At 65.4% G+C, this 19,088-nt stretch carries 18 protein-coding genes; 10 read left to right on the top strand and 8 right to left on the bottom strand.

Annotated features, from left to right (window positions below):
* From KBY71_RS04725 to KBY71_RS04710, 4 genes are all read right to left on the bottom strand, one after another.
* Nucleotides 1–1,320: an exopolysaccharide biosynthesis polyprenyl glycosylphosphotransferase gene (locus tag KBY71_RS04725; protein ID WP_254927812.1), complete on the bottom strand. Its 1,320-nt coding sequence runs from the start codon at nt 1,318–1,320 to the stop codon at nt 1–3.
* Nucleotides 1,317–3,146 carry an aspartate kinase gene (locus KBY71_RS04720; RefSeq protein WP_254927811.1) on the bottom strand — a complete coding sequence of 610 codons (1,830 nt, stop codon included), beginning with the start codon at nt 3,144–3,146 and terminating at the stop codon, nt 1,317–1,319. The genes KBY71_RS04725 and KBY71_RS04720 overlap by 4 nt, the downstream gene beginning before the upstream one ends.
* 72 nt (nt 3,147–3,218) lie before the next feature.
* The gene (gene holA, locus KBY71_RS04715; RefSeq protein WP_254927810.1) at nt 3,219–4,199 is read right to left on the bottom strand and encodes a DNA polymerase III subunit delta; all 981 of its coding nucleotides are present in this window, start codon (nt 4,197–4,199) and stop codon (nt 3,219–3,221) included.
* A 10-nt stretch (nt 4,200–4,209) separates the two neighbouring features.
* Nucleotides 4,210–5,001: a hypothetical protein gene (locus tag KBY71_RS04710; RefSeq protein ID WP_254927809.1), complete on the bottom strand. Its 792-nt coding sequence runs from the start codon at nt 4,999–5,001 to the stop codon at nt 4,210–4,212.
* A gap of 168 nt (nt 5,002–5,169) precedes the next feature.
* Here KBY71_RS04710 and KBY71_RS04705 point away from each other — a divergent pair, with 168 nt between their 5' ends.
* A complete protein-coding gene (locus KBY71_RS04705) occupies nt 5,170–5,874 on the top strand; it encodes a precorrin-8X methylmutase (protein WP_254927808.1) in 705 nt (234 codons plus the stop codon).
* On the opposite strand, the gene mutS is transcribed toward KBY71_RS04705, so the two are convergent.
* Nucleotides 5,826–8,603, bottom strand: a complete 2,778-nt coding sequence (mutS, locus tag KBY71_RS04700) for a DNA mismatch repair protein MutS (protein WP_254927807.1) — start codon at nt 8,601–8,603, stop codon at nt 5,826–5,828. The two genes, KBY71_RS04705 and mutS, sit on opposite strands and share 49 nt — an antisense overlap.
* 164 nt (nt 8,604–8,767) lie before the next feature.
* On the opposite strand from mutS, the gene psbZ reads away from it, so the two are divergent.
* Nucleotides 8,768–8,956, top strand: coding sequence for a photosystem II reaction center protein PsbZ (gene psbZ / locus KBY71_RS04695; RefSeq protein WP_254927806.1), 189 nt, complete (start codon nt 8,768–8,770; stop codon nt 8,954–8,956).
* 40 nt (nt 8,957–8,996) lie between these two features.
* Complete coding sequence (gene ribH / locus KBY71_RS04690) at nt 8,997–9,476, top strand: 6,7-dimethyl-8-ribityllumazine synthase (protein WP_254927805.1); 480 nt, start codon at nt 8,997–8,999, stop codon at nt 9,474–9,476.
* A gap of 114 nt (nt 9,477–9,590) precedes the next feature.
* On the opposite strand, the gene KBY71_RS04685 is transcribed toward ribH, so the two are convergent.
* The gene (locus KBY71_RS04685; RefSeq protein ID WP_254927804.1) at nt 9,591–10,064 is read right to left on the bottom strand and encodes a GNAT family N-acetyltransferase; all 474 of its coding nucleotides are present in this window, start codon (nt 10,062–10,064) and stop codon (nt 9,591–9,593) included.
* A 29-nt stretch (nt 10,065–10,093) separates the two neighbouring features.
* Between KBY71_RS04685 and rfbA the strand changes: the two genes are divergently transcribed.
* The 3 genes from rfbA to rfbD are packed head-to-tail and all read left to right on the top strand — an operon-like array spanning nt 10,094 to nt 12,412.
* Nucleotides 10,094–10,978: a glucose-1-phosphate thymidylyltransferase RfbA gene (rfbA, locus tag KBY71_RS04680; protein WP_254927803.1), complete on the top strand. Its 885-nt coding sequence runs from the start codon at nt 10,094–10,096 to the stop codon at nt 10,976–10,978.
* Nucleotides 10,968–11,552 (top strand): dTDP-4-dehydrorhamnose 3,5-epimerase, encoded by a 585-nt coding sequence (gene rfbC / locus KBY71_RS04675; RefSeq protein ID WP_254927802.1) that lies wholly within the window; start codon nt 10,968–10,970, stop codon nt 11,550–11,552. The genes rfbA and rfbC overlap by 11 nt, the downstream gene beginning before the upstream one ends.
* The gene (gene rfbD / locus KBY71_RS04670) at nt 11,549–12,412 is read left to right on the top strand and encodes a dTDP-4-dehydrorhamnose reductase (protein ID WP_254927801.1); all 864 of its coding nucleotides are present in this window, start codon (nt 11,549–11,551) and stop codon (nt 12,410–12,412) included. The genes rfbC and rfbD overlap by 4 nt, the downstream gene beginning before the upstream one ends.
* A 190-nt stretch (nt 12,413–12,602) precedes the next feature.
* Here rfbD and KBY71_RS04665 read toward each other — a convergent pair whose 3' ends face one another.
* A complete protein-coding gene (locus KBY71_RS04665) occupies nt 12,603–12,749 on the bottom strand; it encodes a hypothetical protein (protein ID WP_254927800.1) in 147 nt (48 codons plus the stop codon).
* Nucleotides 12,750–13,014: 265 nt separating this feature from the next.
* Between KBY71_RS04665 and rfbB the strand changes: the two genes are divergently transcribed.
* The 4 genes from rfbB to KBY71_RS04645 are packed head-to-tail and all read left to right on the top strand — an operon-like array spanning nt 13,015 to nt 18,252.
* Nucleotides 13,015–14,142 (top strand): dTDP-glucose 4,6-dehydratase, encoded by a 1,128-nt coding sequence (gene rfbB / locus KBY71_RS04660; protein WP_254927799.1) that lies wholly within the window; start codon nt 13,015–13,017, stop codon nt 14,140–14,142.
* Nucleotides 14,139–15,368: a glycosyltransferase family 2 protein gene (locus tag KBY71_RS04655; protein ID WP_254927798.1), complete on the top strand. Its 1,230-nt coding sequence runs from the start codon at nt 14,139–14,141 to the stop codon at nt 15,366–15,368. Before rfbB ends, KBY71_RS04655 begins: the two co-directional genes overlap by 4 nt.
* Entirely contained in the window at nt 15,365–16,309 is a 945-nt protein-coding gene (locus KBY71_RS04650; protein WP_254927797.1) for a glycosyltransferase family 2 protein, read from the top strand. The genes KBY71_RS04655 and KBY71_RS04650 overlap by 4 nt, the downstream gene beginning before the upstream one ends.
* Nucleotides 16,306–18,252 (top strand): glycosyltransferase family 2 protein, encoded by a 1,947-nt coding sequence (locus KBY71_RS04645; protein ID WP_254927796.1) that lies wholly within the window; start codon nt 16,306–16,308, stop codon nt 18,250–18,252. Before KBY71_RS04650 ends, KBY71_RS04645 begins: the two co-directional genes overlap by 4 nt.
* A 133-nt stretch (nt 18,253–18,385) precedes the next feature.
* On the opposite strand, the gene KBY71_RS04640 is transcribed toward KBY71_RS04645, so the two are convergent.
* Nucleotides 18,386–19,088: hypothetical protein (locus KBY71_RS04640; RefSeq protein ID WP_254927795.1), on the bottom strand; the 703-nt coding region annotated here is incomplete at its 5' end.

The following is a 19,088-nucleotide window of genomic DNA, read 5'->3' as shown; positions in this document are numbered from 1 at the left end:
TCAGCGACCGGCGGCTTTGAGCACGATCTTGATGGTTTTGGCCAGGATCAACAGGTCGAGCCAGAGGCCTGCGTTGCGCAGGTAGTAGAGGTCGTAGCTGAGTTTCAGCTCGGAATCCTCGACGCTTGAGGTGTAGGGCATGTTCACCTGGGCCCAGCCACTCAGGCCCGGCCGCACCCAATGCCGCAGGCGGTAATTGGGAATCTCCGCCTCCAGTTGACCTTCCAGTTCGGGCCGTTCCGGGCGCGGGCCGATCAGGCTCATCTCGCCGCGCAGCACATTGATCAGCTGGGGCAGTTCATCGAGGCGGGTGCGGCGCAGCCATTGGCCGATCGGGGTGATGCGGTGGTCTTGCTCGGTGGCCCAGAGGGCTGAGCCCGTTTCGGCTTGGGGCACCATCGTGCGCAGTTTCAGCACGGCAAAGGGTTGCCCCAGCAGGCCGCTGCGCTGCTGCCGGTAGATCACCGCCCCGCCGTCCTGGGCCCGGATCATCAGCGCCGCCAGGGCCAGAATCGGGCTGGTGATTAGCAGCAGCAGCACGCTGATCACCACATCGGCGAAGCGTTTGAGCTGCTGCTGGATGGTGCTGTGTTCGCCATCGATCCGGCTGGAGAACAGCAGCCATTGATTGGCCACCCAGTGGGGCGGGATCCGCTGCAGTTCCTGTTCCGCCAGGGCCGCCAGGCCCAGCACCGGGTGCCCCTGGCCCACCACCTCCTGGCAGAACTGCTGCACGTTCGCCTCGGCAGCCACGCCGGTGCTGAGGGCGATGGCGGCGCTGGGGCCATCGGTTGCCCACAGCGTTGGGCTGAAGCGCAGGATGGTGGGTGCGGGGGCGTTGTTGCTGGAGCGGCGCCATTCCCGGGTGATCGCCTCGATTTCCTGGGGGAGCGCCACGATCTGCCAGGCCGGCAGCGGAGAGAGGCGCTCACCCTGCCGCAGCCCAAGACGCACCAGGGCGCTCCAGATGGTGACCAGGCTGAACAGGGGAATCAGGCTGCCCCGGTGCAGCAGGCCGATGTCGGGCGGCACCCGCAGCAACCAGCCCAGCAACGCCCCGGCGGTGAGGCTGGCGGCGCTGGTGACGCCTAGGCGCAGCAGAAGCTGGGTCCAGCGCAGCCGTGACCGTTTGAGCAGGGTGTAGGAGCCGAACAGCCAGCCCAGGCTCAGGTAGAGCAGCACCAGCACCAGCAGCAGAAGCTGCTGCTCGGCCAGGTTGCTGCGGCGCAGACCATTCACGGCCACCGCGATCCCCACCAGCCCGGCGGCGTCGAGGCCGGCGGCCAGGGCCAGCGGAAAGCGGTGGCGGGCCCAGCTCATGGCACGGGTGCTTCGGTGCCTTCGGCGCGGTGGTTGATGGCCCCGCCCAGCCCAAAGGCGGCATGCACCGCCTGCAGGGCCCCAAGGCCGTCGGCTTCGGCCACCACGCAACTGGTGCGGATCTCACTGGTGGCGATCAGCTCGATGTTGATGCCCGCGTCGGCCAGGCAGCGGAACATGCGGGCGGCGGTGCCGGGGGTGCAGGGCATGCCGGCGCCGACGGCGCTGATGCGGGCGATGGCAGGCCCTTCCTCGAAGCGGGCGCCGGGCCATTGGCGCAGCAGGGGCGCCAGGGCCTGGTCGGCCCGGGCCAGGTCGTCGCGCTTGAGCACGAAGCTCATGTCGCGGCTGCGGGCATCGCCCTCACCGTGGGTGCGCTCGGACTGCACGATGGCATCGAGGCTGATGCCCGCATCGGCCAGGGTGCGGCAGACGGCCGCGGCGGTGCCGGGGCGATCCGGCAGGCGTTGCACGGCCACCTGGGCCTGGTCGCGGTCGAGGGCCACACCGCGCACGGCCGGGTTGCCGAGGGAGCAGGGCTCGGGATTGCGGCGCAGGTGCTGCTCGGGCAGCTCAAAGGCCTCGGCCGCGGCCCGCAGGGCTTTGGCGGCCTGGTGCCCGGCCACCAGACAGCTCACTTTCACTTCGCTGGTGGCAATCAGGCGCAGGTTGATGCCAGCGCGGGCCAGGGTGTCGAACAGCTTCGCGGCCACCCCAGGCCGGCCCATGATGCCGGCGCCGGAAATGCTCAGCTTGGCCAGCCCCGCCTCGGCGCTGAGCTGGGCGCCGCCATCTCCCAGCGCCGCCCCCAGGCCTGCCAGCACTTCCCGGCACACCAGTTGGGCCCGGTCGCTTTCGGCGGCCGCCAGGGTGAAGGCGATGTCGTTGGAGGCCCCCTCGTGGGTGGCCTGCACGATCAGATCCACGTTGAGCCCAGCCTGGCCCAGGGCCTCAAACAGTTGGGCCGCCACCCCGGGCCGGTCGGGCACGTGGGACAGGGCCAGCACGGCCTGATCGGTGTCGAGCTCGGCGCCATCCACCGGTTTGCCCAGCTCCAGCCCCTCATGGCCGATCGGCCGCGGCGTGCCACTGGTGAGGCGGGTGCCGGGGGACTCGCTCCAGCTGGAGCGCACCACCAGGGGCACGCCGTAGTTGCGGGCGATCTCCACCGCGCGCGGGTGCAGCACGGCGGCACCGAGGCTGGCCAACTCCAGCATCTCGTCGCAGGTGACGGTGTCCATCAGCTGGGCGTCGGCCACCTTGCGGGGGTCGGTGGTGAGCACGCCGGGCACGTCGGTGTAGATCTCGCAGGCATCGGCGCCGAGTGCAGCGGCCAGGGCCACGGCCGAGGTGTCGGAGCCACCGCGGCCCAAGGTGGTGATCTCCGGGGTACCGCCGGCGCCGCTGCTGGTGCCCTGGAAGCCGGCCACCACCACCACCTGGCCCTCGGCCAGCAGGCGCTGCAGCCGTTCGGTGCGGATCTCCAGAATGCGGGCGCGGCCGTGGGCCGATTCGGTGACGATCCCCGCCTGGGTGCCGGTCATTGAAACCGCCGGAACGCCCTCGGCATGGAGGGCCATCGACAGCAGGGCAATCGACACCTGTTCGCCGGTGGCCAGCAGCATGTCCATCTCCCGCTGGGGCGGATTGGTGCTGATCGCCCCGGCCAGGCTGGTGAGTTGGTCGGTGGTGTGGCCCATCGCCGACACCACGATCACCAGCTCATGGCCCTCCTCGCGGCAGCGGGCGACGCGGCGGGCCACCGCCTGGATGCGCTCCACATCGGCCACCGAGGTGCCACCGAACTTCTGAACCAGCAGGGCCATGGCGGGGCGCGGCGGCGGGCGTTGGGGAAAGAACGCTTGATTATCCGTCTTGGTCCAAGGCTTGGTTTGGGCTCAGGCGCAGAGCAGGAAGCCGTCGCGGAAGGCGTCGCCGGCGTCGGTGCCCCGTTTGAGGGCGGCTTCCACATCGAGCAGCTGGCTGAGCAGGCGCAGGAAAACGGCGGGCTGGCGGCCGCGGATCTGCTTGCGCATCACGTAGATGCGCTTGGGGTTGCCGATGCCGGCGGCCTTGGCGATCACGGCCACGTCCTGTTCGCCGGCCCGCTCCAGCAGGGTCACCCACAGCCAGCCACGGATCTGGCTGGTGAGGGCGGCCACGATGCGCAGGGCCGGTTCGTTGGCCTCCAGCAGGGCGTCGAGGCAGGCGATGGCCTCGGCCGGTTGGCCCGCCAGCAGGGCGTCACCCACCGCCAGGGCGCTGGTGCTCTGGCCGCCCACCAGGGCCTGCACGGCGGCCCGGCTGATCGGCGCGCCCGGGGCGGCGTAGAGGCTGAGTTTTTCCAGTTCGCTGGCCAGGCGGGCGCTGTCGCTGCCGATCGCGTCGGCCAGGGCTTCGGCGGCGGCCGGCTCTAGCTTCAGCCCGAGTTCCCGCGCGGTGCGGCTCACCAGCTCCACCTGGCCGGCGCCGTCCCAGATGGCCGGCAGGGCAAAGCTCTGCTCGCTGGCCTGGCCCGCCTTCACCAGCTTCTGGAGGGCCTTGGTGGTGCGCAGCCGGGCGTCGGGTTTGCCGGCGCTCACCAACAGCAGGTGGCAGCCATCCGCCACCTGGCCGAGGGCGGCCTCAAAGCCCTCGGCCAGCTCGGCCGGGCACTGGCTGCAGAAGGGGCTGCGCTGCAGCAGCACCACCCGGTTGCCGGCACCGAAGGGGGGGGTGCGGGCTTCCTCCAGGGCCTGGGCGGCCTGGCCGGCGTCGCTGCCATCGAGGCGGCTGAGGTTGAGGCTGGCCCAGCCGGGATCCAGCTGCTCCTGCACCAGCGCCTCCACGGCGCGGTTGCGGGCCGCCTCGTCGTCGCCCCAGAACAGGTGGATGGGCATGGGGAGGGACTCAGACCCGCAGGGCACTGAGCACGGGGTGCTGTCCAGTTTGGGCCAGGGCGGGATGGTCGGTGACTAGCACTGCAGCACCGGCCTGGATCGCGGTGGCCAGTTCGATGGCGGCGCTGTCGTCGAGCTGGGGCTCCTGGCGGCGCAGGCGCACGGCCGCTGCCGCGATGGCGGCATCGGCGGGCACTAACTGCCAGTGGACCGGGTTCTCGAAGGCCTTGGTGTAGCGCTGGGCCAGGGCCTCATCGCCGCAGGCCAGGGGTCCCTCGAGCACCCGGATCAGGCTCACGCTGCTCACGACCCCGATCCAATACCCCGCCGCAATGCCCTGCAGGAGGGGTTCGAGGTGCTTGCCGGCGCCCTTGGCGTCGGCCAGAAAGGCCACCAGTGCCGTGCTGTCGAGGGCGATCCGGGAGCCGTGGGCTAGGAGGCGGGGATTGAAGGCGCGTTGGCGCTGTGCCTCACCTGGGGGCCCCAGGTGCTGAACGGGCTGCACAAAGGCGGGGGCTGCCGGGGCTGGGCGGGCCGGATGCCGTTGGTTGGGGTCCCAGCAGCCACGGCCGCTGCCCTGCAGACCCATCAGGCTCTGTACCTGCCGCTGCCGCAGGCTCGGATCGGTGGGCGCCTGCCCGGCCAGGGGCACCAGGGCGGCCATGGGGGTGCGGTGCCGCCGGATCACGATGCGCTCGCCGGCCGCAGCCCGCTCCAGCAGCTCTGGCAGCCGCCGCCGCGCCGCCTCCACGCCAAAGGAGGCCTCCGGGGTGGTGGCGGAGTCGGGCTGGGGCGAGCGCATGTGCCTTCCAGATTCTGTACAACCTGTACAAGTTGTACAGCCTGTACAGAATTGAGGACAGTGTTGTTTTGGGATGGATGGAGTCGTGTCGTGCTGAGTTGGGTTGAGGTGTCAGGGGCTGCGGCAGGCCGGGTTGCGGCAGGGTGGGACGGCGACTGAAGACGTTCCATGCCCGCCGCCGGCGCTGACTTCGAGGCTGATTTGGGGGTCGGGTTCGATCACCCGATCTTTCGCGAGAGCCTGCGGCTGATCCGGGCGCTGCCGGGCACGGCGGCGGCTCTGGCGCCGCTTACCCCCCTGCAGCAGGACGTGGTGTTGCGCCTGATCCACAGCAGCGGCGATCCGGAGCTGGCGGGTGCGGTGCGGTTTGCGGCGGGGGCCTGCGAGGCTGGCTTGGCGGCCCTGGCCGCCAGGGCGCCGATCCTCACGGACACGGCCATGGCGGCGGCGGCGGTGGCGCCGATGGCGCGGCGCACCTTTGGCAATGCGGTGCGCAGCGTGCTCGATTGGGCCCCTGAGCGGGCCCCAGAGGGGTCCACGCGCACGGCTGCCGGGATGGCAGTGGCTCTGGAGGTCTTAAGCCCGGCTGTGGTGCTGATTGGCAGCGCCCCCACGGCCCTCGAGGTGCTGTTGGAGCAGGTGGCAGCTGGCACCGCGGCGGCCCCCGCCCTGGTGATCGGCATGCCGGTGGGGTTTGTGGGGGTGGCGGAGAGCAAGCGTCACCTGGCTGACAGTGGCCTGGCCCACATCCAGCTCGAGGGCTCCAAGGGCGGAGCCGGACTGGTGGCCGCGGCCTGCAACGCCTTGCTGCGGGCGGGCTGGTGTCAGGCGGCGAGCGCGCCGTCTGGCCCGTCTTCTTCGCCGCTTTCCTGATCGCCCTCCTGATCCACCCGCACGACGCTGTTGGCCTCGATGCGGCCCAGTACCTGGCGGGCGCGCAGCACCACCGCGGCGGGTACGCCGGCCAGGCGGGCGGCCTCGATGCCGTAGCTGCGGCTGGCGCCCCCCGGAGCTACCCGGTGCAGGAACACCAGGGCGTCGCCGGTTTCCTCCACCAGCACCTGGGCGTTGGCCACGTTGGCCAGCTGCTCGGCCAGGGCGTTGAGCTCGTGGTAGTGGGTGGCGAAGATCGAGCGGGCGCCGATGCCGCCGCCCTCGGCCGGGGTAGCCAGGTGCTCGGCCACGGCCCAGGCGATCGAGAGGCCGTCGAAGGTGGCGGTGCCGCGGCCGATCTCGTCGAGCAGCACCAACGAGCGCGGCGTGGCGTGGTGAAGGATGTTCGCCGTCTCGGCCATTTCCACCATGAAGGTGGACTGGCCGGCCGCCAGGTCGTCGCCGGCGCCGACGCGGGTAAAGATCCGGTCGGCGATCCCCAGCCGCGCGGAGGTGGCCGGGATCCAGCTGCCCATCTGGGCCATCAGCTGCAAGAGGCCCGTCTGGCGCAAGTAGCAGCTCTTGCCGCTGGCGTTGGGGCCCGTGAGGATCAGCAGGTCAGGGGCGGCCCCTAGGCGGATGCTGTTGGCGGTGAAGGGTTCCTCCACCAGCAGCTGCTCCACCACCGGGTGGCGGCCGGCTTCGATCTGGAGCAGGCGGGCCTCGGGGCCGGCGGGGTCGGTGATGTCGGGGCAGCAGTAGCCGGAGGTGGCGGCCACCTCCGCCAGCGCGGCGATGCCATCGAGCTCGGCCACCAGGCGGGTGGCGGTGCGGATGGCGGCGGCGTGTTCGCCGACGCGGGCGCGCAGGGCGCAGAACAGGTCGTATTCGCGTTGGGCGGCCCGGGCCTTGAGCTGCTGGATGGCGCCCTCGCGGTTGCGCAGGGCCGGGGTGACGAAGCGCTCCTCGTTGGCCAGAGTCTGGCGGCGGATCCAGTGCTCCGGCACCGCCGCCGCCCGCGCTTTGGACACCGCCAGGAAGTAGCCGAAGGTGCGGTGGTATTGGAGCTTGAGGGTGGCGATGCCGCTGAGCCGGCGTTCCTCTGCCTCCTGCTGGGCCAGCCAGGCGTCCTGGTCATCGAGCTGGTTGCGCAGCGCATCGAGGGCCGGATCGACGCCGTCGTGGATCAGGCCGCCCTCGGTGAGGGAGAGGGGCGGGGTGTCGAGCAGGGTGTGGCGCAGGTCGGCGGCGAGGGTGTCGAGCTCGGGCCAGGGGCGGGCCAGGGCCTGCAGCGGGGCGCTGCTCGCTTGGGTGAGCTGGGCGGCCAACTGGGGCAGGCGCTCCAGACCATCGGCCAGGGCCACCAGATCCCGGGCCGAGGCGCTGCCGGCACCGGCCCGGCCGGCCAGGCGCTCCAGGTCGCCCATCGGGCGCAGCAGCCGGCGCAGGGTCAGCCGCAGGCCGCGGCCCGCCACCAGCTCACTCACCCCACCCTGGCGCTCCAGGATCGCCGCGCGTTCCACCAGTGGCGCCTGCAGCCAGCGGCGCAGGCAGCGGCCGCCCATGGCGGTGTGGGTGCGATCGAGGGCCCAGAGCAGGGAGCCGTGCACGCTGCCGCCCAGCTGGGTTTTGGTGAGCTCCAGGTTGCGGCGGGTGGCCGCATCGAGCACCAGCTGGTCGCCGGCGTGCCAGGTGGTGGGGGGATCGAGGGGGACGAGGGCTTCTTGGAGGGTGCTGTCGAGGTAGGCCACCAGGCCCCCGGCCGCTCGTAGGGCCAGGGGCAGCTCGCCCAGCCCCAGGCCATCGAGGCTGGCCAGGCCGAAGCGCTGCTTCAGGGTGGCGGAGGCTTCCGGCGCCTCAAAGGGGGTGCGGGGCAGGGGCGTTAGCCGTAGGGCCTCAGGGCACCAGGCGGGGCTGTTGCTCTCGGCGCTCGTGCTGGTGGCGGGCCAGAGCACCTCGGCGGCCTCCACCTGCAGCAGCTCCTGGTGCAGGGCGTCGCTACCGGCGCGCTCGGTGACCCTGAATTCACCGGTGCTCACATCGGCCACCGCCAGGCCCCAGCGGGCGGCTGAGGTGCCGGCGCCCTCCAGCACCACGGCGCAGAGCCAGTTGTTGCGGCGGGCCGCCAGCAGGCCCTCCTCGAGCACCGTGCCGGGGGTGAGTACCCGGGTGATGCCGCGCTTGAGCAGTTCGCCCTTGGCGGGGGTGGTTTCGAGTTGGTCGCAGAGGGCGACGCTGAGGCCGCGGCGCACCAGTTCACCGCAGTAGCGCTCGGCGGCGTGGTGGGGGATGCCCGCCATCGGCACCCGGCCAACGCTTTTGCCGCCCTCCTTGCCCGTGAGGGTGAGCTCCAGCAGGCGCGAGAGGGTGATGGCGTCTTCGAAGAAGCACTCGAAGAAGTCGCCCAGGCGGTAGAGCAGCACCCGATCGGGATGGGCCGCCTTGAGCTCCACGTAGTGGCGCAGCATGGGCGTGAGCTGCTCGGGATCCACCAGGCCGTGGTGATGCCAGGCGGGCAGGTCGGAGTCGGGCTCTGCGGAATCGGACTCGGTGGGGGAGTCGGGGCTGGTGGCCGGTGCGGCTTCCGGCGTGGGCTTGCGCTGGCGGGTGCGGGGCCGCCCGGGGCCGAGCGCTTCGGGCTCAGGGGCGGGCTCGGTGGCGGCTGGAGTTTCTTCGGGCAGGCCCAGGGCGGCTGCGAGCGAAAGCTGCTGGTCGGCTTCCGCGGCCACGGCGACGGGGTTGCTCGGAGGGGCCTGATGGTAGGCGCACCCCACAACTTGTGAAGGATCGCCGGGGGCCCTCGGCGGGTGGCCGGGCCGTCGTGTGAGAATCCGCCCACTGACTTGATCAGGCCCCGCTCTGATCTGGCTCCGCGCCATTCGCCGCATCCGCCATGCAGATCCTCAACACCCTCACCGTTCTGGCCCTGGTGGTGCTGTCGTTCGCCCTGATTGTGGCGGTGCCGGTGCTTTACGCCAGCAGTGAGGATTCGGGCCGCTCCAACCGCCTGATCCTGCTGGGCGGGATCGCCTGGGTGGCCTTGGTGCTGCTCAATTGGGGCGTGAGCTTCTTTGTGGTCTAAGGGCTGCTGCGTAGCCTGAAGGCATTCGCATCCCAACCCAGTGGCCAGCTTCGAGGGCACCTTCACCGGCGCCAGTGGTCTGCGCATCGCCATCGTGGTGGCCCGGTTCAACGATCTGGTGACCGGCAAGCTGTTGAGCGGTTGTCTGGATTGTCTGAGCCGGCACGGGATTGATACCGCGGCTACCAGCGCCCAGCTCGACATCGCCTGGGTGCCCGGCAGCTTCGAGATTCCCCTGGTGGCCCAGCGCCTGGCGGCCAGTGGTCGCTACCAGGTGGTGATCACCTTGGGGGCCGTGATCCGCGGCGACACCCCACACTTCGATGTGGTGGTGGCTGAGGTGAGCAAGGGTGTGGCCGCCGTGAGCCGCTCCACCGGCGTGCCCGTGATCTTCGGCGTGCTCACCACCGACACACTGCAGCAAGCTCTGGAGCGGGCCGGCATCAAGAGCAACCTGGGCTGGAACTACGGCCTGCAGGCGCTGGAGATGGGCAGCTTGATGGCCGAGTTGCCCGGGTGAACGCGCCAGGCTGAAGGCCGCACTGCAGGGGCCGCCGGGATCCTGGGGGGTGGTTTCGTGTGCTCTCCGGAATTCTGTACAGCCTGTACAGAATTCATGACAGGCAGGCTTCTGTCAGTCAGGAGCCTCACCGGCCCCTCGCTTCACCAGCAGGGCCTGGGGGGCAGCGTTGCGGAAGCCCAGCTGCTCATAGAAGCCGGCGCTGTTGGTGGTCATCAGATAAACGCGCTCGACGCCGCGCAGGTCTGGGGCCGCGAGCAGGGCCTCCACTACCCGGCGGCCCAGGCCCTGGCCGTGCAGATCTCCCGCCACCACCACGTCCCAGAGCACGGCGCGGCAGATGCCGTCGCTGCTGGCCCGTCCGAAGCCCACCAGGCGTTTGCCCTGCCAGAGGCTCACCACCACGCGGCTGCCTGCCAGCAGGCGACGCAGATCCGCAACGCTGCGCCCCTGGGCCCAGAAGGCGTGCTTGTTGAACAGGCGCTGCAGTTTCCACAGGCCCCGGCTAGGCCGTAGCCCCGGGCCGAGGCCGAACCAGCGCAGGCCTGGGGCGCCCGGGGCGTGGATCAGGAGCTGCAGTGCTGCCATGGCAACATCTTCCCAGCGGAGTGTGCTCCATGAGCCGCAAGGGCATCATCCTGGCTGGAGGTAGCGGCACCCGGCTGCATCCGATCACCCAGGCGGTGAGCAAGCAGCTGCTGCCGGTCTACGACAAGCCGATGATCTATTACCCGCTCAGCACGCTGATGCTGGCGGGGATTCGGGAGGTGCTGATCATCAGTACACCCCACGATCAACCGGCCTTCGAACGCCTGCTTGGGGATGGTTCGGCTTGGGGCATGACGATCGCCTACGCCGTGCAGCCCAGCCCGGATGGACTGGCCCAGGCGTTTCTGATCGGCGCCGATTTCCTCAACGGCGCCCCGGCGGCCCTGGTGCTGGGCGACAACCTGTTTCATGGTCACGACCTGATCCCCCAGCTGCAGGGCTGCAATGGCCCAGCCGAGGGGGCCACGGTGTTTGCCTATCCGGTGCGGGATCCCGAGCGCTACGGCGTGGTGGAGTTTGCCGCCGATGGCCGGGTGCTGAGCCTGGAGGAAAAGCCCAGCAAGCCCAGGTCGCGCTATGCGGTGACCGGCCTCTACTTCTATGACGCCTCGGTGGTGGAGCGGGCGCGGCGGGTGCAGCCCTCGCCCCGCGGCGAGCTGGAGATCACCGACCTCAACCGGATGTATCTGGAGGAGGGGCTGCTGCAGGTGGAGCTGATGGGCCGGGGTATGGCTTGGCTGGATACGGGCACCTGCGATTCGCTGCATGAGGCCGGCAGCTACATCCGCACGCTCGAGCACCGCCAGGGGCTCAAGGTGGGCTGCCCGGAGGAGGTGGCCTGGCGGCTGGGCTGGATCAGCAGCGATCAGCTCGCGGCCCTGGCGGCGCCGCTGCGCAAAAGTGGCTACGGCGACTACCTACTGCAATTGCTGGAGACCCCCGATGCAGGCTGAAGCGCTCACCACGGCGGCAGGCGCCACCCTTGATGGGCCCCTGCTGCTCACACCACGGGTGTTTGGCGACGAGCGGGGCTTCTTCTTTGAGAGCTGGAACCAGCAGGCCTTTAACGCGGCCGCCGGCGATACCTGTTTTATGCAGGACAACCATTCCCGCTCCAGCCGTGGGGTGTTGCGGGGCCTCCACTACCAGTTGCCGCCCCATCCCCAGGGAAAGCTGGTGCGTTGCGTGGTGGGGGAGATCTTTGACGTGGCGGTGGACATCCGCCGCGGCTCAACCACGTTCGGCCAGTGGGTGGGGGCGCACCTGAGTGCCGCCAACCACCAGCAGCTGTGGGTGCCGGCGGGCTTTGCCCATGGCTTCCTCACCCTGAGCGAGCAGGCCGAGGTGCTCTACAAAACCACCGACTTCTGGAGCCGCGATTGTGAGCGCGCCATCCGCTGGGATGACCCGCAGCTGGCGATTGCCTGGCCTTTAGAGGCCCTGGCGGGGCTGCTGCCCCAGCTCTCCGAGAAGGATGCCGCGGCGCCGTTGCTGGGGGAGCTGGCCGAAGGAGATCTGTTTTCATGAAGGTGCTGCTCACCGGCGCCGCCGGCCAGCTGGGCCAGGCGTTGCTCGCCTCAGTGCCGCCGCAGGTGGAGCTGATCGCCTGCAGCCGGGCCGAGCTCGATCTGGCCAACCCCGAGGCTTGTCGGGCCGCTGTGCAGGCTCAGCGCCCGGATTGGGTGCTGAATGCCGGCGCCTACACGGCGGTGGACAAGGCCGAAAGCGAGCCGGAGTTGGCCCATGCCGTGAATGCCGGCGCCCCCGGCGCCTTTGCTGAGGCCCTGGCCGAAACGGGCGGCCGGTTGCTGCAGGTGAGCACGGATTTCGTGTTCAATGGCGAGCAGGGCAGGCCCTACCAGCCGGATCAGGCGCTTGATCCCCTGGGGGTCTACGGAGCCACCAAGGCGGCGGGCGAGGCGGCGGCCCTGGCCTTACCCGGCGCCCGGGTGCTGCGCACCAGCTGGGTGTACGGGCCGGTGGGCAAGAACTTCTGCCTCACGATGCTGCGGCTCCATGCCCTCAAAGCGGCGGCGGGGGAAGCCTTGGGGGTGGTGGCTGATCAGGTGGGATGTCCCACCAGTACCCATACCCTGGCGACGGCCTGCTGGCGGGCTATCAGCGTCGAGGGCCCGCGGATCCTGCACTGGAGCGATGCCGGCGCCGCCAGCTGGTACGACTTCGCTGTGGCCATCGGCGAGCTGGGGGTGGAGCTGGGGCTGCTGCAGCAGGCGGCGGCCGTGCGCCCCCTCACCACGGCCGACTACCCAACCCCAGCCCAGCGCCCCAGCTACTCCCTGCTCAACTGCACGGCCAGCCGGGCCGCCCTGGGGCTGGAGCCGCATCACTGGCGGGCGGTCCTGGCGCAGGTGCTGGACCCCGGATGAGCGTGGCTGCAGGGGCTGCGCCTGCCCGCCTGCGGAATTGCGGCCAGTGCTCTTTGGGAGTGTGGTGTTTGGGAGTGTCGGCAAATCTGTACAGGTCGTACAGTTTTGAAGCTTTCAGCTCACCCCCATCCGGGGCCAGCGATCAACCGAGCCATTTCTGGGGGAGATCGGCAATGCCGTGAAACTCGGCCTACTTGGCCAGGCTCAAGGGGATGTTGGGGCTTTCAGGGTTCACGGTGATCGACTGCAGCTGGGGCCGCAGCATGAGATCCATGTTTTCCATGGGGATTGCTCCCAGCAGCACCTCGTTGTCCAGCACCATGCCGCCGGTGTCCATCGGCCAGGATCACCTCCCGCTTCTCCAGCTCTCGCAGCTGCAGCTGGATGGCGATGTGCTCAGGGATGCAGAGGTGCACGGCCCCGGAATCGGCCAGGGCACGCACCTCCAATCCCTGCAGCTCGGGGCTTGAGGGGTTGGAGAGCTGAACGGTGCCGTAAATCAAGCACATGAGGTCAGGTTAAGGGCGTCCTGCCTGTATGGATGCCGCCGCCCGGTGGTGATAGTTTGCGAAGCTACGCTCCCCGGGAGCCTGATTGAGCTCATGGCCTCCCTGTTGCCTCAAGGCATCAACCGTGTTCTGGTGACCGGCGGGGCGGGTTTCATTGGTGGAGCCCTGGTGCGGCGCCTTTTGGCGGACACCACCGCCATGGTGTTCAACCTCGACAAGATCGGTTACGCCAGCGATCTCACCAGCATTGATCGGCTGGGCCCTGAGGCGGCCCAGCGCCACCAGCTGCTGCGGGTGGACCTCACCGACGCCGATGCCACAGCCGCAGCCGTGCGCCAGGCCGATCCCGACCTGGTGATGCACCTGGCAGCCGAAAGCCATGTGGATCGCTCGATTGATGGGCCTGGGGCGTTCATCGAGAGCAACGTGAGCGGCACGTTCAACCTGTTGCAAGCGGTGCGGGCTCATTGGGAGCAACTCAGCGAAGAGCGTCGGGCCGGCTTCCGCTTCCACCACATCAGCACCGATGAGGTGTTCGGATCCCTGGGTGCAACCGGCCGTTTCTCAGAAATCACCCCCTACGACCCGCGTTCCCCCTACTCGGCCAGTAAGGCCGCCAGCGACCACCTGGTGAACGCCTGGCACCACACCTACGGCCTGCCGGTGGTGCTCACCAACTGCTCCAACAACTACGGTCCCTGGCAATTCCCCGAGAAGCTGATCCCGGTGGTGATCCTCAAGGCGATCGCCGGCGAGCCGATTCCCTTGTATGGCGACGGCGCCAATGTGCGCGACTGGCTCTATGTGGAAGACCACGTGGAGGCGCTGCTGCTGGCAGCCACCCGGGGCCGGCTTGGTGAGAGCTATTGTGTGGGCGGTGCCGGCGATCACGGCTCCCCCAGTGAGCGCACCAACCGCGACGTGGTGGAAACGATCTGCGCGCTGATGGATCAGCTGCAGCCCCAGGGTGCTCCTCATGTTCGATTGATCAGCCGTGTGGGCGACCGCCCCGGCCACGACCGGCGCTATGCGATCGATGCGGCCAAGATCACCACCGAGCTGGGCTGGAAACCACGCCACAGCTTTGAGCAGGGCCTGGCGGCCACGGTGCGCTGGTATCTCGAGCATCTCGACTGGTGCCAGCAGGTGCGCGATCGCGCTGGCTATAGCGGTGAGCGCATCGGCACCCAGGCACCGGCGCAGACTGTGCCTGCCGGATGAGGCGCGGCTGGACGCTGCTTGCACTCGGCGTTGGCCTGGACCTGGTGGGGATGCTCGCCGGGGGCCTGCTGGCAGCTGAGTTGCGCCAGCTCAACCCCGTCCTGGTGCTTCAGGCCGATGGCCTGGTCTTCGGGATTGGATTTTTACTTGTGGCCTGGTTTTTCGGCGGCTATTCCTTCCTGAGGTGGCCGTGGATGCCTTACCGGCAGCTGGTGCAGCGTTGGTTGGTGGTGGTGGTCATCGCCCTTGGGCTGGCGGTGCTGGGAGGTTTGCTGCTGAATGCGCCGCCCATAGCGGTGTGGTGGCAGCCCAGCAGCCTGCTTATCCTTGGTGCGGTGTTGGCGGTGTGGGGAGGGCTGCTGCGGCGCTGGCTGCAACCGCTAGCGCGGACCCAGGCCAGCCAGCGGCTGGCGGCCTCGCCGGTGGCTGGGATTAACCACAGCCAGGGAAGGCAGTTGATTCTGTTGTTTGTGGCCTACCACCCATCGCAGCCGGAAGTGGAGCAACTGCAGGCCTGCCTGGCGGAGTTACCGTCTCAGGTGGGTTACGCGGTGGTGGTGAACGACCATCATCCGGGTGAACCGGTGGAGCAGATGGCTGCAGGGGCCGATGGCTTCCTGGCTAATCCCGACAACCCGGGTTACGGCCGTGCCGTGAACCGTCTGGTAGCGCACCTCGGCCAGCTCCCGCCTTACGTCGGAGTGCTCAACACCGATCTCACCTGGCCCAGCGGCACTTTTGAGCAGCTGCTGGGCTGGTTGCAGCAGCACCCGCAGGTGAGCCTGGCGGTGCCGCAGATCCTGGATGAGGCTGGCTCTCCCCAGAAGCTGTGCAAGCACAACCCAACTGCGCTCGGTCTGTTCAGCCGCCGCTTCCTGCCGGAGTGGCTCAAGCCCACCTGGCTAAAGCGCTACGACCGCTGGTATGTGATGGCGGATCAGAACTACCAAGAGGTGTTTGAGGCGCCCTACCTGAGTGGCTGCTGCATGTTGATTCGAAGCGAGGCCTTCCGCCGGGTTGGCGGCTTCGATGAGCGCTATTTCCTCTACCTGGAGGATGCCGATCTCACCCGCACCCTGGCCCGTGATGGTCGCTGCGTGCATCTGCCGGTGGCTGGTGTTGTCCATGGCTGGGGCCGCGGCAACTACCGCAACCTTGTCCTGATGGCTGTCAACCTGGCCAGCGCCTGGCATTACTTCCGCAAATGGGGCTGGGCGCTGTGGTGAGCGTTGCATCGATCGAGGTTGTGTTGCCTACTTACAACGGCGTTTCCTACCTTGAGGCCCAGATCACTTCGATTTACAACCAGACTCTGCGACCTGAGAGGGTGCTGCTCCGAGACGATGGCTCCAGCGACGGCACGCCGGCTCTAATCAGCCAGCTGCAGCAGCGCTATGGGACGTGGCTTCAGATGTTGCCGGCTGATGGCAATCTCGGCTGCACGGCCAATGTGAATCGGCTGCTGCAGGCCACTACGGCTCCTTATGTGGCTCTGGCGGATCAGGATGATCTCTGGCTGCCCCACAAGCTTGAGCAGTCTTTGGCTCTGATGCAGCAGTTGGAGGTGAGGAAGGGCTCTGCCACGCCGTTGTTGGTGCACAGCGATTTGGAGCTGGTGGATCAAGTAGGCAAGCCTATGGGTTGCCGCTATCTGCAACGTCAGCGACTTGATCCGCAGCGCACGCAACCGGCGGATCTCGCCTTCACCAATGTGGTGACTGGCTGTACGACGCTATTAAACCGTGCCCTCATACAGAAGGCCCTGCCGATTCCGACTGAGGCCCTAATGCATGACTGGTGGTTGGCGCTGGTGGCCAGCGCTTTCGGAAAGATCGCACTCTTGCAGTCGCCGGGGGTGCTTTACAGGCAACACGGCGGTAATGTTCTTGGCGCTAAAGGACTTGGATTAGTTTATTGGTGCAAGAGGCTTCATAACCTCATTGCAGATCCTGCCGCTGGTGGCCACACTGGGGCGGCGCTGCAGCAGGCGGCACTCTTTGAGCAGCGCTATCACCTGCGGATCTCGGCGCTACCAACATTGCTGAGACTTCGGCGTCGGTACCGCTGGCTAGGTCTGTTGCAGCTTCCAGCTGCTCAGCGGCCTTCTAAGCATGGCCCATTACGTACCTTGGGACTTTACGGTCTTCTTGCTTGCTTGCCCCGATGACTATTCGCACTCTTTTTAATCGTCTGGGTTCTTTTGCTCAGGTTCTGATTGTAAATCCAGGCTTGGTGCGCCGAGGGCCTCGCTTTGCATGGCGAGCATTGAAAGAAGGCCCGAGAGCTAGCATTGATCGAATGCGAGCCGTCATCAATCGCCTGCGATTGTCTCTGGATTATAGGGCCTGGCAGGCTGAGTTTGGCACTACCGTAGAAGAGAAGCTTGCGATGAGAGATTGGGCGCAGGCTTTGCCGCATCCCACCCAAGTTGCCGTGCTGATGCCTCTAAGTAACCCTAGATATGAGTGGTTGCAGGCCGCGATTCATTCAGTGCAGGCCCAGCTTTATCCCTGCTGGCAGCTTTGTATCGCCATTGATTCATCTACTGATCAGCGCATCCGGCTGTTGCTGGAGGCGAAGAGCGCCTCAGAGCCACGTATTGAAGTGGTTTTCTGTGAGGGCAAGGGCAAGATCTGCGAGACTTCTAACCGTGCACTGGAGCTCGCTAAAGCTCCTTGGGTTGCTTTGCTGGATCAAAGTGATTTGTTGTCTGATGACGCGTTAATCTGGGTCGCTAAGGCGATTCAAGAACACCCTGAAGCGCGTCTTTTTTATTCTGATGAAGATAAAATTCGCCCCATGGGTGATTTGTTCGAGCCGTATTTTAAGGGGCAATGGAATCCTTTGTTGATGGAAGGACAAAATATGTTTTCCCATTTAGGGGTGTACAGCGCTGATTTGATGCGTCAGGTGGGTGGCTTTCGACAGGGGGTAGAGAGCTCCCAAGATTATGATCTAGTGCTGCGTTGTAGCGAGCAGGTGCGCCGAGATCAGATCGTGCATATTCCGAGAGTGCTCTATCACGTACGCGTGAGTCGCCGCTCAACAGCACTTGGTGGCATGGGTGATCGGAAGGAGTCAGCAGCCCGAGCGATAAAGGAACATCTGGTGCGTCGTTGCGAACCCTTGCAGGAGCTCAGGTCAAACACATTTGGCTTCCATGCTAAGCGACTTTTGCCTGATCCAGCACCTCGGGTTAGCATTATAATCCCGACGCGCAATGGTCTGAATGTGCTCAAGCCGTGCCTTGAAAGTCTACTTAAAATGACTCGATATCCGGATTTTGAGGTTCTTGTTGTAGACAACGGATCCGACGACTGGGCGACGCTTCAGTTTTTGGAGAGCCTAAGGCAGCAGGAAAAAATTAAGGTGCTACATGATCCTAGCTCATTTAATTATTCGGCACTTAATAATAGAGCTGTTCAGGAAGCTAGCGGTCAATTGATTTGCCTTCTTAATAACGATATTGAGGTTCTTGATCAGGGTTGGTTAGAGGAAATGGTGGTGTTTGCTCTGCGCCCAGGTGTGGGTGCTGTGGGTGCTCGCCTCCTGTTCCCAAACGGAAAACTGCAACATGCTGGTGTTGTGCTTGGGCTTGGATTGGGTGGAGTTGCAGGCCATGCCCATTTAGGTATGCCTGGCGACAGTCCTGGCTATTTTTCCCGGGCGCAACTAGCCCAGGAGATCTCAGCAGTTACGGCCGCCTGCCTGGTGGTTCAACGTTGTCACTACTTAGAAGTAGGTGGCTTAGATGAGGTGAATCTTAGGGTTGCTTTCAATGATGTAGATTTTTGCCTGAAACTTAAGGAGCAAGGACTGCACAATATTTATGTTCCTGCTGCTCGGCTGATTCATCATGAATCTGCGAGCCGTGGCTTAGATCATAATCCTGAAAAAGCGGCTCGTTTTGCTCAAGAGGTGAGCTGGATGCATTATCGTTGGAGCCATCTTTTGCAGAACGATCCGGCCTATAATCCTAATCTTAGCTTCGATACTCCTCTGTTCCGATTGGCATGCCCGCCGCGCTTGAATAGATGGGGTGCGACTATTGTTGGCAATGCTTCACTACCGTATGATTTTACTTTTCGTGGCATTGCCGAGGAGAAGTAATGAAAAATATAATAGGCAATCTGAGGCCACGCAACCATTGGGCTTTAGATATTTGCTTGGGCGCACTAATAATGCAAACGAATTTTTAAGTGCTAATCATAAAGCTGAGGCCTAGTTGCAATGAATTATAGTTTTACTTTGGATTTAGAGTAGACGGGGAAGTACCATTTTCTCGAGAAAATTTCCTATTTATCCAGCTTAAAAGGTGCTTATGCGCTTTAGCGGCTGTATATTTGTTGAGCCTACTCTTGCAATTGACGAATATTCTCAATAGAAGAAACCGAACGGAGTCATTTAATTGAATAAAGTTTTTAATCTCGGCATTGAGCCTTTCGATCTCTTTATTAGAGTCTAGTAATCGTTCCAGAAGGCGGTTTGAGTACTTTTCACGGTTAAAAGTCAGGTTCTCGACATTAATAATATGTCCACGAGACATATTTTTTACTTCCAAGGCTATATTAATGCTGCTATCAATAATATTCATGTTAGCCAAGGTATGGCTGCCGATAAGATCTTTGGAGATGTATTTTTGAGCAACTAGGGTTTTCAACAGATTATCGAATTTAGCTTGACTTGACCAAAGTGAGTCATTGTGAATACGATATACTGCCATAACTGAATCAACATAGTAAATGTTGCCATGTTGCGCATTCATCATATGCATGTAGTAGTCTCCCAGCGGACACTCTTTAAAGTTAGGGCCAAAAATCATAACGCCTCTATTTCTAAATACACAAGAACAAGTATGTATATAGTTTCCAAGGGCTAGATCATTAATTGTCGTAATAGGAGCAGGAGGTATAGTAATAAAATCATCCATTAATAGCCCATTCTCC

It is taken from the genome of Cyanobium sp. T1B-Tous (assembly GCF_024345475.1).
Classification (GTDB): Bacteria; Cyanobacteriota; Cyanobacteriia; order PCC-6307; family Cyanobiaceae; genus Cyanobium_A.
This window is presented reverse-complemented; position numbering and strand designations above follow the sequence as displayed.